Annotated in this window: 10 protein-coding genes; 6 read left to right on the top strand and 4 right to left on the bottom strand. The window is 68.4% G+C overall.

The features are described 5' to 3' along the window. The first annotated feature begins 49 nt into the window (after positions 1–49). The 5 genes from WME90_RS29365 to WME90_RS29345 all read left to right on the top strand — a co-directional run bounded on the left by WME90_RS29365 (position 50) and on the right by WME90_RS29345 (position 9405). The gene (locus WME90_RS29365; protein WP_437275327.1) at positions 50–1093 is read left to right on the top strand and encodes a hypothetical protein; all 1044 of its coding nucleotides are present in this window, start codon (positions 50–52) and stop codon (positions 1091–1093) included. A 492-nt stretch (positions 1094–1585) separates the two neighbouring features. Then, positions 1586–3661 carry a M12 family metallopeptidase gene (locus tag WME90_RS29360; RefSeq protein WP_437275326.1) on the top strand — a complete coding sequence of 692 codons (2076 nt, stop codon included), beginning with the start codon at positions 1586–1588 and terminating at the stop codon, positions 3659–3661. Positions 3662–3678: 17 nt separating this feature from the next. Then, positions 3679–5094 carry a trypsin-like peptidase domain-containing protein gene (locus tag WME90_RS29355; protein ID WP_437275325.1) on the top strand — a complete coding sequence of 472 codons (1416 nt, stop codon included), beginning with the start codon at positions 3679–3681 and terminating at the stop codon, positions 5092–5094. 176 nt (positions 5095–5270) lie between these two features. Continuing rightward, positions 5271–6473 carry a trypsin-like serine peptidase gene (locus WME90_RS29350; protein WP_437275324.1) on the top strand — a complete coding sequence of 401 codons (1203 nt, stop codon included), beginning with the start codon at positions 5271–5273 and terminating at the stop codon, positions 6471–6473. Positions 6474–6567: 94 nt separating this feature from the next. Beyond that, positions 6568–9405, top strand: a complete 2838-nt coding sequence (locus tag WME90_RS29345; RefSeq protein WP_437275323.1) for an SAM-dependent methyltransferase — start codon at positions 6568–6570, stop codon at positions 9403–9405. Here WME90_RS29345 and WME90_RS29340 read toward each other — a convergent pair. Then, a complete protein-coding gene (locus WME90_RS29340) occupies positions 9339–9707 on the bottom strand; it encodes a hypothetical protein (RefSeq protein WP_437275322.1) in 369 nt (122 codons plus the stop codon). The genes WME90_RS29345 and WME90_RS29340 overlap by 67 nt on opposite strands. 172 nt (positions 9708–9879) lie before the next feature. On the opposite strand from WME90_RS29340, the gene WME90_RS29335 reads away from it, so the two are divergent. Continuing rightward, positions 9880–10311: a CBS domain-containing protein gene (locus WME90_RS29335; RefSeq protein ID WP_437275321.1), complete on the top strand. Its 432-nt coding sequence runs from the start codon at positions 9880–9882 to the stop codon at positions 10309–10311. A 269-nt stretch (positions 10312–10580) separates the two neighbouring features. On the opposite strand, the gene WME90_RS29330 is transcribed toward WME90_RS29335, so the two are convergent. The 3 genes from WME90_RS29330 to WME90_RS29320 all read right to left on the bottom strand — a co-directional run bounded on the left by WME90_RS29330 (position 10581) and on the right by WME90_RS29320 (position 15677). Beyond that, a complete protein-coding gene (locus WME90_RS29330; RefSeq protein ID WP_437275320.1) occupies positions 10581–11651 on the bottom strand; it encodes a DUF2169 domain-containing protein in 1071 nt (356 codons plus the stop codon). Positions 11652–11682: 31 nt separating this feature from the next. Beyond that, positions 11683–13857, bottom strand: a complete 2175-nt coding sequence (locus tag WME90_RS29325; protein WP_437275319.1) for a type VI secretion system Vgr family protein — start codon at positions 13855–13857, stop codon at positions 11683–11685. A gap of 347 nt (positions 13858–14204) precedes the next feature. Further along, entirely contained in the window at positions 14205–15677 is a 1473-nt protein-coding gene (locus WME90_RS29320) for a B12-binding domain-containing radical SAM protein (RefSeq protein ID WP_437275318.1), read from the bottom strand. Positions 15678–15944 lie beyond the last annotated feature (267 nt).

The raw sequence follows: 15944 nt of genomic DNA, 5'->3' as shown, positions 1-15944 counted from the left end.
CGTGCGGGTTGTCCACGAGCCCTCGCGCTCCCGGGGGAGCCTGCAGCGGATGAGCCCCGTCGACGTTTACCACTGCCAGCGATGCGGCGCGCCGCTAAAGGTCCCGCCGGGCACCGGCACGATCGTGTGCCGTTACTGCGGAACATCCAACGAGCTGCGCCGCCCAGGCCCAGGCCCATCCGGGGTCGCGCCTCGCTCCGCTGCCGCGCCCAACCGCACGCTCGCAGCGGTCCTCATCGGGGTCGCCATCGCCGTCGCGATGGCCGCGAGCGCCGTTATGTTCGTCCCGCGGGGCGTCCGCGTCCCCGGAGCTCTCCGCGGCCCGCTCGAGCTCGAGTGGTCGAACGAGCGCAAATTCGTCGTCAAGTCCGATGAAGCGCTCTACGGCGATGTCGCCGTCTTCGAGGGCAGCTACCAGATCACCTTCCACGGCTTCCCGGAAGGCACCAAGTGGAAGGTCGCGGAGAAGAGCGGGCGCATCGAGAGCGATATCTATGACATCATCAAGCTCGAGAATGTCGAGGGCCAGTTCGGAAAGATCCCGGTCGCCAAGTACCGCGACCACCTGCTGGGGCCCAAGGCGAAGCTCGAGATCGAGCTCCCCTCCGGACAGGCAGCGTCCCTTGATCTGCGCCAGGTCGACGCCGCCATGTCCGTCCTGTCGGTGCTCGAGCGGGTGAAGAACGGTCCGGTCCTCTTCGACGGGGAGGCGAAGAAGGACAGCGGCCAGAGCAACGTGCTCCTCCTGGAGACGGCTTCAATGAAGGTCTTCGGCCAGGCGGTCCTGCTGCAAGACGTCGATCTGGTGGCGATCACGCGTCGGCTCCCGGAGATCAAGGGCCGAAAGACGTGCACCGGGTACAAGGACCGAGAGAACAAGCCGCTCCCTGACTTGACGATCCGGTTCAAGGAGACCGAGACCACCGTGCTCGACAGGCGGACCGGGGCCGTCGTCCAGAAGAAGATCTTTCCGCCGGATGAAGATTGCCCGATGTTCAGGCTTTCGATCGGCGGCAATGGCGAGCGAGAGCAAGACAGCTACGCGCCGACGCGCGATATCGAAGCATGGCTGAGCTCATTGGTTCAGCGTTAGCGGACCAGAGACCCCCCGCACAGATCCGCGAAGCCGTCGCCGTCGACGTCGGCGAGCCGGAGGACCAGGAGGTGGCCGTGTTCAGCTCGACGGTCCAGTCCCGCAGCCGGCCCGGCTCGCAGCCCCACACCCGCGCGTCGTGGGTGTCCGGGTCGAGGTCGAGGCACTTGCTCTGCACCCCGCGCACCTCGCTCTGGGCTCCGTGACATGTCACGCCGCCGCCGTGACATGTCACGCCTCCACCGTGACATGTCACGGTGTCGGGGCGCCCCTTAATCATCCGCACCGGCACCTCGATGGCTCGCTGCTGCGCCATTTTCAGGACCTGGAGAGGCGGATGGACACCTTCATGACGGAGGTGGCGCGCCACAAGCCTGGCACGCTGATTGCCCTGGCATGGCGTGACACTTGGCGTCATGGGGTATTCGCGCTGTTCGCTAAGGTGATTCCTTCACTACGGTCACATGGAGAGGCTTGAAGATGAGCAGGTGCATGCGTTCGATCGGGTCATTCGCGCTCGTTCTTGCCGGAGGGGTGCTGGGGGCGGGGTGCGGCGCCGAATCCGCAGCCGAGCGCGGCGCGCCCGAGGCAGGGCGGTGCGGGCCAGAGTCGACGGAGCCGGAGTGCGCCGTGTCGATCGCGGCCGAGCTCGGCATGGGGCAACGGGGCGAATGGCGATCGCTGATCACGCATGGCAAGAGCGGCCCCAAGGAGATTCATTATCAGGAGGTCCACGGCCTGGCCGTCGCACAGGGCGACATCATCCTGGGCAACGCGGAAGAGCTGGAGTCGAAGGGGGCCGGCGTCAAGAGCAGGTCGCTTCGTTGGCCGGACCGGCATGTGCCCTACCTGTTCGATGAGAATCTGTCGGAGGAGATTCAGAATCACGTGAATAGCGCCATCGCTCACTGGGAGGAGAAAACGGATTTCGATTTCGAGTACGTGGCTTCGCCGGCGCCGGGGACCAACTACATTCGCTTCAAGGATAGCGACATGTGCGCGTCGCTCATCGGGATGCAGGGCGGGGAGCAGCTGATCTACACCTCCAAGGGGCGGATCCCTAACTCCATCGTCGGGCTCGCCAATATCAGGGCGGAGGGGCTCGACATCGCGCTGACGTACTTCAATGACGGCGTCATGTTCGTGGGGACCAGCACGGACCTCGATTCGGGAGGGTTCTCGGTCCCGTACTCGCTCCCGCCCGGTTACGATCCCGTCGACATCGCCGGCATGTCGATGGCGACGTCCCTTGGTCACCTATACACCTGGTACGATAACGGGAAATACTCGATCGGTGACGTATACGACCTTGACAGTATCCAGGGGCCAACCGACTACACTGTGGCGTCGGACGAATACATCGGGCGGATCCGCGGCATCGGCTTCGCGGACACGGGCGACCCGGACGACAGGGAGGTCCTCGTATGGTATTCGGATGGCAAAGTCAGCACCGGCTCGCCGTCGAACTTTGGCGCGATCAGCGGCGGGTCGATCCAGTTCGACCTGCCGTATGGATTAAGCGCGTCCAACGTCGTCGAGGTGGACACGGATGCCAATAACATCGTTCACCTGTGGTATTCTGACGGGACGCTGTATTCAGGGACATTCATCTATCCGTTTGCGTTCGGCGCTGAACCATTTTCGATGGCGCCGGGATGTTTCCGAGGCAGCCTCATCCACGAGATCGGGCATGCCATCGGGCTCTATCACGAACAGAGTCGCTGCGATCGGGATAACTACGTGGTCGTCCACGATGAGAACATCGTAGAAGGTTATGATTTTGCCTTTGATAAGTTCTGCCTGGACCGCGATCTCTATGCGTTCGACTTCAACTCGATCATGCTCTACGGCTCGTTCGCGTTCTCTGTCGATCCCGGGGATCCCACCAAAGCGACCATGCGCAGGGCGGACAACAACGCCACGTTCGCGGCGCAGCGGGATGGGCTGAGCGCCGGCGACCTCCGCTCGATCAAGGAGCTGTACGGCTACTCTCCTCCGGTGAACAAGGAGCCGGCCAACATCGTGGCGATGGCCAGGTCGAGCTCCGGCACCATCTATACCTGGTACTCGGACCTCAAGAGGACCGGCGGGTCCACGGACGATCTGGACAGCGCGGTCGCGTCCGCGTCGTACTCGGTCGCTCTCGGGAAGACCGTGGATCAGATCGTTGGGATGGCGTTCACGACGCCGCTCGATCGCGTGTACACCTGGTACAACGACGGCACGGCGAGCGTCGGGACGACCACCAATCTCGGCTGGTACACCACCTCATTCTCCTACTCCGTGCCGTCGGGAAAGACGTACGCGAAGATCGTGGAGATCGGGATGGATCCCGATGGTAAGGTCTATACCTGGTATAACGACTGGTCCGCGAGCAAGGGGACGGTCACGGATCTGGGATCCATCGCCCCGTCGTACGGGTACATGCTGCGGTCGGGCAAGACGCCGGCGATGATCGCCGGGATCGACATCGCGAGCAACGCCCCGACGGTCTACGTCTGGTACAACGACTTCACGTTCTCGTCCGGAAGCAACACGGATTTCGGTTCGATTCAGGAAGCCTGGTAAGGCGCGAGGGGCCGTCCATGCTGCGCGCGCTGCCCGCCTGTTATCTCGCCGCGCTCGTGCTCGCCTCGTCCTTCGGGGCGGGCTGCGCCTGGGAGCCGCCGGGCGGCGCGCAGCCGGTCGACTCCTCGGCTTCACCGGTCATCTATGGCGTCGACAGCCGGCTCGAGTTCTTCGAGCCCCCCGCGGAGGAGCTCCGGCGCCTCGCGCGGTCGTCGACGCTCGCGGTATTCCGGCGCTCCTCCCTCGACGGCGCCGGTCCTGAGGGCGTCCGCGTCGTGGCGCCGGGCCTGCGCGAGGCGCGCGGCCTCTGCGAGGGCGCGCGCTTCGCCGAACAGCCCTCCGCGGCGGTGTGCTCTGGCGTGCTCGTCGACGATGACCTCCTGCTCGTCGCGGGGCATTGCATCGAGGCCGAGACCTCGTGCGCGGATCTCCTGTTCGCTGCGGGGTACTATTACGACGCTCCCGGTAAGCTGCACGCGCTCGGGCCGGACGACGTCTTCGCCTGCCGGCGGATCGCGTACTTTGAGCCGGACGGCGAGGAGGCGCTCGACGCGGCGTTCATTCAGCTGGACCGCCCTGCGCCTCTGCCGCTCCTCCCGGTGGTCCTCGGCGACGGCTCTCCCTCTCCGGGCGATCCGGTGGTGGCGATCGGGTACGGCGAGGGGTTGCCCGGGAAGATCGATGTCGAGGGGCGGTGGCTCGGCGCGTGCGCGACGGGCAGCGCCTGCGCCGAGGCCCAGATCGACGCGTTCACGGGCCTCTCGGGAGGAGGGGTGTTCGACGCGCGGGGCGCGCTCGCGGGCATCGTCGTGTCCGGGCGGCAGGACTACGAGGTGAGCGAGGAGGGGTGTCTCGAGGCCCGTGTGGAGCCGGCGTCGGAGACGAAGGGGGAGAAGATCCTCGTCGCGGCGCGCGCCGTGCAATCGCTGTGCGAGCAGGGGTGGCCGAGCGAGCGGCTCTGCGGGCGCGCCGGCGCGTGCGGGGACGCGGTATGCGCCCTCGGCGAGGACGAGGCGAGCTGTCCTGGCGACTGCCGCGCTGCCGCGTGCGGCGACGGCGGCTGCGAGGCCGGCGAGTGGCGCACCTGCGGCCCGGACTGCCCGCCGACGCCGCCCGGACACTGGTTGTGTCCTTCCTCGTGGTACGGAGAGGGGACCCAGTGCGACTGCGCCTGCATGGCTCCCGACCCTGACTGCTTCACGGGGGAGTGCGAGCCGGGCGAGGTGAGCCCGCCGGGGGAGGCCGTCACGCCCGAAGCCCCGGCGCGCGACGCTGGCCGGTGCTCGCTCGGGGGCGCGCAGCGGAGCGCGGCGTACCCCGTCCTCGCGGGCGGCCTGCTCGCGCTCCTTCGCGCGAGGCGCCGCGCTCGTCTTCGTTCCTCCGGGAGCTGCCCTCGAGGTGCGCCGCACCCTCACGGTCAGCACCTGGCGTGACCGAGGCAATGAGCTTGACTTCCGGATCGCGTTTGGGTTCGCTGACCGTTTTGTGAATGGCAGGTCCCTCCTGCACGATCATGGGGCGCGGTGGGCGATCGGAGCGTCTGGCCCGAGCTTCGCTCGCTGTGCGACCACCGCGGATGCTTTGTCCACCGTGGGTAGAAAGGCAGAGAATGCGTACGACAAGCCTGATCGCTGTGTTCACTCCGGTTGCCATGTCCCTGGTCGGCTGCGGCACGGAAGAAGTCGAGGTGGCCGAGGGCCCTGGGGAGGCCAGGATCATCGGCACGGACGAGATCCCGCGGGAGTTCATCAGCGGTAAAGGGCAACGCTTCGTGCTGCTCGGGCCCGCGAAGATCGTTCCCGACCCCGTGGGGGGACCGCCGCCGGGCTCGTCCGACAAGGCCTCTCCCGCCCGTGGCGCCCGGTCCGAGGACCAGATGACCCGCGAGGAGCTCGCGCACGCGCTCCGGCCGGTGATGCTCTACAAGAACCACGAGTACATCCTCGAGGGGCCTGCCTACGAGCTCGCCGATGCGATCATCGCCGCGCGAGGAAAGGAGCTGAAGACGGAGGGCAGTCAGGGCACTGCCCCGAGCACCGGCGAGGTCGACCTCAAGCCCGGGCTCACCCAGCCGCAGGTCCTCATCGGGTGGGACCAGCGTGAGGTGAAGCGGGACAACACATCGTTCCCGAGCAGAACCCGTGTATTCATGACGAACTCGTCATGGACGACCGGTTGCTCCGGACAGCTGATCGGCCCTTCGACCATCCTCACCGCGGCCCACTGCCTTCACACTGGGAGCGGCTGGTACGCGTCACGATCCTGGAGCGCCGGCGTGGACGGCGAGGACGTGAACTCGTTCCCCTATCAGGGCGACTCTACCTACCCGGACTTCGGCACCGAACCGATACTCGATTGTTATAAGCCCATCCTCCCGGACGCATGGCGAAACGGCGACACCTCCGTCTCCTACGATTTCGCGATCATGGAGCTGAGCTCCATGTACCCGGGTAGCTGCAACCTCAGTCCGGGAACCGTCCTCGGGTGGCACGGGCTGTGGGTCGCGAGCACGGCCGCCCTCGAGGCCGAATCGGGATACCTCTACGGCTATCCCGGAGATAAGATTCACTGGCCGCAAATCTGGGGTGCCTGGGGCGACCTCTCCGACGAGGGCGACGCGCTCTGGTACCAGATCGATGTGACGGAGGGGCAGAGCGGCGCGCCCATTTACATGTTCGACAGCGCAGACGTTCGCTACGTCGTGGGGGTCCACAAAGGCGCGACGGAGGACTGGCTCGGGGAAGTATTCAATCAAGGCCGCAAGATGACCAGCGGCCTATACACCTGGATCGTGAACAGCTCGGCGCTGTAGCGCGAATCTTACACGCACACTGCCCCTTCACGAGCCTGGCCACCAGACCTCCAGGGGCTCGCCCGCGCCGGACGATCTCAGTAGACTCGCCTCCGTGGCTCAACCCGGCGAAGGGCGCGTGCCCCTGGTTCCCTCGGCCCTCCTCTCGAGCCGCTGGTCGCGGGATAACCTCATCACCCCCGATCCGTCTCGTCTCTACACCGGGCCCTTCTCGACGCGCGTCGGTGTCGACCAGCTGCAGGAGCAGATCGACGCGCTGACTTCGGTGCTCGGAGACTTCTCGGTGGAGGAGGGGAACCTCGGTGTGCTGTCCTGGAACGTCCGCGGCCGGGACCGGCGCGGCCCCTTCCTCCTGGTCCTGCCGCTCGGCCTCGACGAAGCGGGCGTCGGCGGACGCAGCAAGGCGCGCGTGCCTGAGCGCTGCTTCGAGCACGCGCGCCACTTCACCGAGCGCCGATTGGATCGCTACCTCCTGGCTCCCGGCCAGCTCGTCGAAGCCCGGGGCGGCGGAGCGGGGGCCTGCTTTCGGCTGCCGAGCGGCTATCTCCCCGTGACCTTCGGTCTGGGTCGCGCGCGCGTCGACGTCGTCGACGAGGACGGTGCCTGGGGGATCAGCCTCGGGGCACGCTCGACCCGAGAGATCCTCGTCGAGCTCTGCGCGGCCATGGCTTACCACTATGACCTCGAGAGCGGGACGATGATCGCCGACGTCCTGATCAACGACGGCGACTTCCTGGTGAAACGGGAGCGCGACGGCAGCTTCGCGCTCCGCTGGACGGCGGCGCGCGCCCTGGAGAGCGGAGTCGGCCCCGAGCGGTTCTTGCTCTATCTCATGCAGCTCATGGCGTACGAGGACTGGGAGGTCGATGGCGACCTGCTCGGGCTCCCCGTTCCGCTCACCGATCCCGAGGCGGCGTTCGCCGGCTTCACGCGGGGCAGGAGCCTGCGCTCCTTGGACCTCGGCGAGGATCCGGCGCGCGGCGTCGCGCAGGCTCGGGCGCTCCTCGATTCCTTCGCGCGTTCTCGAGAAGGCAGAGCCTATCGCCCTTGGGTCGAGCGCCATTGCGATCCCCTTTCCGCACCACCCTTGGAGTCCGATGACCCACGGCGCCCCTGGTGGAACCTGGTCGAGCTGAGACAACGCCGCGACCGATTGCGGCTCGAGCGCGGAGAGAAAGCGGCAGCGCCGCTCAGCACCCTCATCGAGCGCTTGCTCGGGGTGGTCGGCGTTCTGGATCCTGCGGACGCCGACACGGCGCCATCGGTCAACGACGTCGATCGCAGGGAGGTGCTCGACCTGCTCGAGAGCTCTGGCCTCAGGGCCGATGCGTGCGCGTCGGCCGCCGACACCTGGTTTAAGGGCTGGCCATACCGGAGTCGCGCAGAGCTCGAAGAGCGCCTGCCGAGCATTGCAGTCTTGCCACCGAGCCGGCTTCTGTGTCCAGGCGTCGCGCCCGCCGAGGAGGAGGGCACGCTCGCCGCTCTGGATCGCTGGTCCCGCGCTCGCCCCGTCCGCGAGCTGGCCAACCCGGAGCTCTTCGGCGGACGGCGCCTCGCACCCGACGCCCTCGCCACGGCCGTGACGCTCCTGCCCAGCTTCGAGGCCTTCATGGACGACGCCCTCCACGACCCGCGCTGGGGTTACTACGCCAACCGCGTCGTCATCGGACAAGCAGGTCACTTCTCGACCCATCCCGAGAACCTGACGCCGCACTATGGCCGCTGGGTGGCCCTCTGGGCCTTCGAGGTGTGGAGAGAGCTTCGGGCGAGCGGCAAGCTGCGGCGGGAGGAGCCGTTTTCGCTCGTCGAGTTCGGCGCGGGCAACGGGCGCCTCGCCCGCGACGTCCTGGACGCGGTTCGGACCCTGAGCGGATCGAGCGACGACTGGCGTCGCTTCCGTGAGCTCCTCGACGTTCGCATCTACGAGATCTCGGATTCCCTGCGCACGAAGCAGCAGGCTCTGCTCGGCGCCGACGCCCGCGTGCTCGTGGGAGACGCGCGAGCACCAGCAGCCTGCCTGCGCCGCGACTTCCCCGAGGGGCTCGTGGGGCTCGTCGTCACCAACGAGCTGCCGGACGCCTTCGGGGTCCAGAAGGTCCGTCTCTCGGCCGACGGGGACGCCGAGGCGGTCCTCGTCGTTCCGCGCATCGAGCCACAGCTCCTCGAAGCGCTCCGCCCGGAGCTCCGAGACGCCTGCCGCCGGGCCGACGCGCACCTTCGTCAGCTCCTCGGCGAGACCCGCTACCGGGGTGATCTCCTGCTCGGTCGGGGCTGTCTGGGAGATCTGATGACCGCCCTCTACCAGCTCCCCGCGGGCCAGCGCGAGCCGCTTGTCGACAAAGTCTGGTTCGACGAGGTGCTCGTTCCGGCCGCCTGCTTCGACTCGCTCGCGGAGGTCCTGCGGCGCGGCGCGTCCGAGGTCGCTCGAGCTTTGGCGGCCGAGCCGTCCGGGGTCATCGCCTATGTGAACGTGCACGCGACCCGCTTCATCGGCGAGCTCGCCACGGTCCTGCGCCTGGGCCAAGTCCTCACCATCGACTACGGCGACACGACCTGGGGCCTGATCCAAGGGGCCAGGCAGGGCCAGTTTCCTTTTCGGATCTACTGCGATGAAGGGAGCTATCTCCCGCGCCCCAATTACCCCTACTCGCGTCCGGGCGCGCAGGACCTGACCGCCGACGTCAACTTCACCGATCTCTCGCTGGCGGCTCGCGAGGCCGGGCTCGAGCACGTCTACTTTGGTCCTGAACGCGCGATCGCCGGCCGCGAGCTCCCTCGGGTCCTCGCGTCCACCGATCAGCGCCCGTTCGCCGAGTTCGTGGGGAACTCGGTCTTCAAGCTCCTCGTCGTGGGGCGCGGCGCGTCCTACTTCCCAGAGCTGCCGGGGCTCGATCCGCTCCCGCTCCTCGCGCACGCGCCCGTCGCCACGTGAGCGAGCGGCCCCCACCCGAAGAGGAGCTCGACGAGCAGAAAGCCGGGGCCGAGCGCGAGCTGCGCACCCAGGGACGCGAAGACGCCCACCTCCGGCGACTGCTCGCGGATCGCGCCCCTGGGCCGCTCGATCCTCGGCGCGCTCGCGGAAGAGCACCCGAGCCAGTCGGACGAAGCGAGCCAGTCGGACGGAGCGAGCCAGTCGGACGAAGCGAGCCAGTCGGACGGAGCGAGCCAGTCGGACGCAGCGAGGCGGGCGCGGCGTTTGTGGCTCGGACCACGCGTGACGCGCAGCAATTTCACCGCGTCCGCAGGCCTTGCGCGAGCGCCCCGGTGGCGCAGCGGCGCAGCGGCTTCGGGGCGCGGGCGCGCGCTGGTCGGCCTCTTGCATGCTCCGTCGAGCGGGCGCAGGGAGCGGAGCTCGCAACGACGGCAGGCGTACTCATGCTTGCCGAGAGCGCAAGGAGTCTGTTCGATGAAGCTCAAGAAGAATCGCAGGGTCGAGGATTACATGAGCACCGCGGTCATCACGCTGAAGGAGGCCGACACGATCAGCTCCGCAAACCTCGAGATGAAGCTCGCGGAGATCCGGCATATTCCGGTCGTCGACGCGAAGGGGCACGTCGTCGGGATCGTCTCCGATCGCGATTTGCTCCGCCACGTGAGCCGCCTCGACGGCGAGCCCATCCCGATCGAGTCGATCATGACCCGGCGTGTCCGCACCGTGCGATCGACGACCCTGGCCGCCGATGCGGCCCAGATGCTCCTCGATCACAAGATCGGCTGTCTGCCCGTGGTCGGCGACGAGGAGCAGCTCATCGGGATCATCACCGAGACCGATTTCCTGAGCATCGCGCAGAAGGCGCTGCGAGGCATCGACGTGGCCCACAGCGCCGGAGAGCGCTAGAACACCGATTACAGTGGAGTCTCGGGGATATCAAAGGAAGAGAAGAACAACCGCAAGGGCGCAAGGGGCGCAAGGGGAAGACAGGAAACTCTCTGATCTCTCATCTCTCATCTCTTGCGCCCCTTGCGCCCTTGCGGTTGTTCTCTTTCCCGCATTCCCTTGCTCTTGGAGTTTACTCCCCGGCGGAACATTGGGTTTCGCAACCCATTGAATTTAGAGGACTTTCAGCCTGTTCGGCGTCCTGAGCGGCAGGGGAGCGCGCGCCGGCCTCACCGGCCGTGCGCGTCCCGGTAACTCGCCGGGATCACCGCCGGCGCCGGCCCGCCGTACAGCGTCGCGGTGCGCCGCTCCTCCTTGCGGACGTGGTACTCGAACACGCAGCGGAGCGAGAAGAACACCCGCCCTTCCCCCGCGACGATCCCTATCTGATCGACGTGCATGGGAAAGACATACTCCCGCTCCTCGAGCTGCACATGGATGTGCATCCGCAGGTCGGGCATCGCGAAGGCGAGGTCCCCGCCGCGCAGGCCGTGCGTTAGCCGGATCCCGTCGCCCGGCCTCGGCTCGCCGCCTGCCTCGATCATCATGCCCGGGTGCCCCATGTTGAAGAACGTGGGGAGGATGTCCCTGTGCCCCACCTTGAATTCGGGCGCCCTGTCCGGCGTGAGCCGGCTCGGCTCCGGCACGGCGGCGCTCGTCGCGGCCTTCACGCGGAGCGCGCCCTCGCCCGGGTAATAGCCCAGGCCGACGGGATCGGGGGAGTCGCCGAACGAGCGGAGCAGCCGGTTCGGGTCCTCGAGGTTGGGCAGCGGCTTCCCGAGCGCGCTCTTCGCGTCGAGGTAGAACCCCCGCCCCGCCGGGTTGGGCGTGAAGGGCATGTCGAGCCCGTAGTCTGTAGGGCAGGTCCCGCCGAAGGCGCGCCCGTAGTCGAGCTCCATCGAGACGAACGGCTCGGGCTCGCTCGGGACCAGGGCGCCGCCGGGCCCAGGCACCCACGAGCGGTCGCCGAAGACGGCGATCCGCCGCCGGAAGGTCCGCCCTACCTCGAGCTCGACGTCGAGGCGCGGCCCCGCCGCGCCGCCGGGCTGGCGCACCTTCCCGCCGAGCAGCACGTCGATCCCGCCCATGTAGAACGGCTTGTCCCCGGGCATCTTGCCGAGCGCCGTCGCGACTGGCTCGCTCGAGATCGGCCACGGCTCGTCGGGCGTGGCGACGAGCGCGCCGCCGGCGACACGGAACGTGGGCCGCGCGATCGCGCAGCCCAGCATGTGGTCGTCGCTGCGCGCCGACGCCGTCCTGAGGAGCAGCGCCGGGTGCCTTGTCTCGTTGCGAAGCTTCACGGATCGAGCCCTCTCCGCCGCGGCGCCGCGCTCAGCAGTTCAGGCGCACGGTGCCGCCGTCGAGCTTCTCCGTGGCGCTCCCGTTGGTCACGTAGATCCCGTCCGAGGTGATCTCGATCTTCGCGGACTTGCCCTCGGCGTCGGTCGCATTGCCGATCTCGAGGACGATCTTCTTCTGGGCCCGGATCCGGATCGTCGAGTCGGCGAACAGAGCGAGGTCGGGTCCGCCGATCTGGACCTCCTGCTCGGACTCGACGCGCACCTCTCCGGCGCACGTCATCTCCAGCGCGCCGTCGGTCACCGCCCACTCGAGCGAGCTCGCGCTGAGCGTGCAGTGCCCGTCGACGACCTGCTGCATCGTGCCGCCGACCGAGAGGGTGAGGTTGCCCGCCACGCGCCTCGACTCGTCGTCCAGCGACGAGATCGCGTGCGCACCGGTGACGGTGACCGTCCGATCGCCGCTCACCATGACCGACTCGTCCCCGCCGACGCACGCGCTGCGGTCCCCGGCGACGACGTCGCGGCGGTCCCCGAAGACGCTCGCCGTGTGATCGCCCGCGACCGAGAGCCAGCTGTCGGCGCCAACCGAGGTGGTCTGATCCGCGGCCACCGTCCTGGTCTCGGCCGCGCCCACGGTCACGGCGCGCGCGCCCGCGATCGTCACCGTCTCCGCGCCGCCGATGGTCTTCGTGTGGTCGCCCGTCACCGCGAGCGCATCGTCGCCTCCGACGGTGTGGCGCGCGTCGTTCAGGGCGTCGACCTTGAGGTCGCGCTGGGCGCGGAGGTAGACCTCTTCCCGGCCCGACTGGTCCTCGAAGCGGAGCTCGTTGTACCCGCCGCCGCCCGGGGTGGTCCGGGTCCGCAAGGTCGATTTTGTCTTCTCGGCGGGGAGCGCGTAGGGGTAGGGGCTCACGACCGTGTACACCCGCCCGGTCACGATAGGCCGGTCCGGATCGCCGTCGAGGAACTCGACGAGCACCGCGCTCCCGACGCGCGGGATGTGCATCGCCCCGTAACCGGCCCCTGACGCCATCTGGGCGACGTGGACCCAGCACGCGTTGTCCGAGGCGTTGCCGTTGCGATCCCAGTGCAGCCTGACCCTCACGCGCCCGTCGCTGTCCGTCTCGATCTCGGCCCCCTGCGTCCCGACGACGGTCGCGGCCTGCGGGCCGGCGATGCGCGGCTTCTGCGTCCTGCACGGGGGCCGGAAGGCGACGCCGGCCGGGACGCACTCGAAGGTGCAGCGATACCCCTCCTTGCTGTCGAGCCGGGCAGCGTGCTGGAGCCGGGTGACGAGGTACTCCGCGTTGAAGCTCTCCCTCGGGTGGTCCTCGATCCGGAAGCGCGCGCCGGGCGCGAGCCGCACGGTGCACGCCTCGCCCTGGCCCACGGAGGCGGTCGCCTGGAGCGCGTCGAGGCGGATCTCCGCCGCGGGGCTGGCCGGGTACGCGAACACGGCGAGATCCGTGTGGCGTCCCTTCTCGGCCGCCGTGTCCACGACCGACGCGGGGTTCTCGAACGGCACGTCGCGCGTCGTGACCTTCCCCGGCCGGACCCGCTGCGCGAAGCGGAACGAATCGATGCCTTCTCCGGTGTGGAGCGCCCCCGTCACCGCCCGATACCGGAGCTCCTTGGGGGAGATCGGCGCGTGGACCTGCGCCGTGTCGGAGATCATCAGGGTCGCGCCGGCGTCCGTGTGCTCGAAATAATAGAAGATGCCTTCTTCCTCCATGAGGCGGCTGAGGAAGGCCCAGTCCGATTCACGGTATTGGACGCAGACGTCGCGCGCCTCGTAGCTGCGCTGGAGCACCATCTCGAAGCGCCGGACGCCGCCGAGCTTGAGCACGCGCTCGATGACCTCGGCCGTGGTGACGCCCTGGAAGATGCGGCAATCGTACCGCTGGTCGAGGAGCCAGACCTCCGGCACCAGGGTGGCGCGGTAGGCGGCGCGGTGCTCCAGGGTGAGGACCTGCTCGAGCCGGCTGACGATCCCGTGCAGGTGGCGGGCGCTGGCGCCGTGATCGAGCGTCAGCACGGCCGACTCGGCGACGAGCGCGTCGAGGTCGAGGTTGGTGTCGGCGCACTCGACGGTGATGTCGAAGGCGTAGAGCTCGGATATGGCCTCGGCGCCTGCGAGCTCCTTCACCTCGAGCGAGGTCTTGAGTCCATCGATCGTGAGTCGTGCGCGGACGAGGGGCGGTGCCACGGCCATGAGAACCTCGGACGAATTTCGACCATCAGAGCCGATGTCGCGCCGATGTGCAAACACGTTGCGGGGCCCGGCCCTGCCGGGCGAGCTGTGCGGTGCAGGTGCGATGTGCCCTTTGCCACCCGGCCCTGCTGCATCCAGGGCACGTCGTGGACTGCTCCCGCCGCCCCCTCTTCCGAGTCACCGCCGCGCCCGGCGCTGCCCTGGAAGGTGCGCGCGGGCTCGCGCGGGAGCTGCCCCGGAGCGACCGACGCGGCGGCCGCCTGCCCGCTCGCCGCTGGAACGCCGGACGGGCCCTTGACAAACTTCCGCATCACCGGAGACCGATCCACGACCGATGTCCCTCATCGGCCGAGGTGGTGTCGCACCTCTGCTGCTTCGTGAATGAACCCCTCCGGGTGAACGACGGCGGCCTCCGCCCGCTTCAGGCCGAGGCGCGATAGCCGGGCTGGAGCATCCCCGGGCGCGGGGTGTCGGATCGTCCCTTGCCGATCGTGTGGATCGAGCGGCGGCGCGGCCGGCTCGTTGCCGGTGATCTGCTTCAGGCCATAAAAGCCGTTCATCGCCGCCGACAGCATCATGGCGCCGCGGCTCAACGATCGCGCCCCGCGCGCGAGGCGCTCGATCACCGCCGCTGGGCCGAAGGCGCGATTCCACATCTGCCGGTGGGCGGCGAGGAGCTGCTCGGGGGACATGCGCGCCGGTCGGAAGGCGACCCCGTAGCCGCTGTAATGGGGCCAGTCGCGCTCTTCCAGGATCCGCCCGTCTCGCCGGTGCTCATCGTACAGGGGCGTGCCCCGGAACGGCGTGAGGATGCTCAGGAACGGGACGTCGACGCCGATCTCGTTCAGCCGATCGGCCGTGGAGGCGATGACCTCCGGCGTCTGATCGTCGAAGCCCGAGATGAAGCCCGCCATCACGCAGATCCCGCGATCGTGCAGCTTGCGGATGGCCTCGCGGTACTCGCGCACGCGGTTCTGGCGCTTGTCCACGCTCTTCAGATCGGCCTCGTCGAGGCTCTCGATGCCGAGGAAGATGCCGATACAGCCGGACCGCTCCATCGCGTCGAGGAGCTCCCGGTCCTTGACGATATCGATGGAGGCCTGCGTGAGCCACCAGCGATCGAGCCCGGCGAGCTCGCGCAGGAGCTCTTTGGCCCAGCGGCGCTGGACGAGCAGGTTGTCGTCCCAGAACCAGGCGACCTTCTCCTGCCAGAAGCGAGGGAAATGCGTGGTGGCGATGTCGCGGATCACCTCGTCGACGGGGCGCACGCGGAAGCCGGGGTTGAGGTCGGGCACGGTGCAGAAGCTGCACGTGAACGGGCAGCCGCGCGTCGCCTGGAGCACGCGGGGGACGAGAAAGCGGCTCTCGAGCAGATCGTAGCGAGGGGTCGGCAGCCCGGCGAGCGAGGCCGGTTCGCCGTGGTAGACGCGGCGCTGCGTGCCGCGCGCGAGATCGCGCAGGACCGCGGGCCAGACGGCCTCGGCCTCCCCGGTGACCACCACGTCCACGTGCTGGAGCGCCTCTTCGATCCAGTACGAGACGTGCGGCCCGCCGGCGACGACGCGCACGCCGAGCGCGCGGTAGCGATCGGCGAGCGTGTAGGCGCGGCGCGCGAAGCCGGAGAAGAACGAGAGCGCGACCACGTCCGGCGTGGCGTCGACGGGCACGGGGCGCACCTGCTCGTGGAAGAGCTCGACCTCGTGCTCCGGCGGGGTGATCGCCGCGAGGTGGATCCCGGTGACCGGCGGGACGAAGTGGAAGCGGTGGCCCCGGCGATAGCGGGGGACGTAACTCACGACGATCCTCACCTTCATCAGCGCCTCCTCGGGCTCAGGCGCCCCATCGGATCGGACCCGCGATGACGGCGTGGAGCCGGCGGCGGAAGGAGATCCGATGAGACGCGCTCAGGATAACGGAAGGACGTCCGCGCCGATTCCAGGAGCGGGAGGAGCTTCCGTGGAGCGAGCGTGGTGGACGCGTGGGGTGGCCGCCGGGGTCGCGTCGGGTTGACCTTGACGAGGAGCCGAGGCCGGCGGCTCGGCGACGCGAGGATGTCCGTCGTCTTCCCGCAGCTGGCCATG

Source organism: Sorangium sp. So ce375, assembly GCF_051473855.1.
GTDB lineage: Bacteria > Myxococcota_A > Polyangia > Polyangiales > Polyangiaceae > Sorangium.
This window is presented reverse-complemented; position numbering and strand designations above follow the sequence as displayed.

Coding starts and splice junctions, on each gene's coding strand:
- WME90_RS29365 (WP_437275327.1), top strand. CDS start 50: ATGAGCCCCGTCGACGTTTACCACTGCCAGCGATGCGGCGCGCCGCTA.
- WME90_RS29360 (WP_437275326.1), top strand. CDS start 1,586: ATGCGTTCGATCGGGTCATTCGCGCTCGTTCTTGCCGGAGGGGTGCTG.
- WME90_RS29355 (WP_437275325.1), top strand. CDS start 3,679: ATGCTGCGCGCGCTGCCCGCCTGTTATCTCGCCGCGCTCGTGCTCGCC.
- WME90_RS29350 (WP_437275324.1), top strand. CDS start 5,271: ATGCGTACGACAAGCCTGATCGCTGTGTTCACTCCGGTTGCCATGTCC.
- WME90_RS29335 (WP_437275321.1), top strand. CDS start 9,880: ATGAAGCTCAAGAAGAATCGCAGGGTCGAGGATTACATGAGCACCGCG.
- WME90_RS29320 (WP_437275318.1), bottom strand. CDS start 15,677: ATGAAGGTGAGGATCGTCGTGAGTTACGTCCCCCGCTATCGCCGGGGC.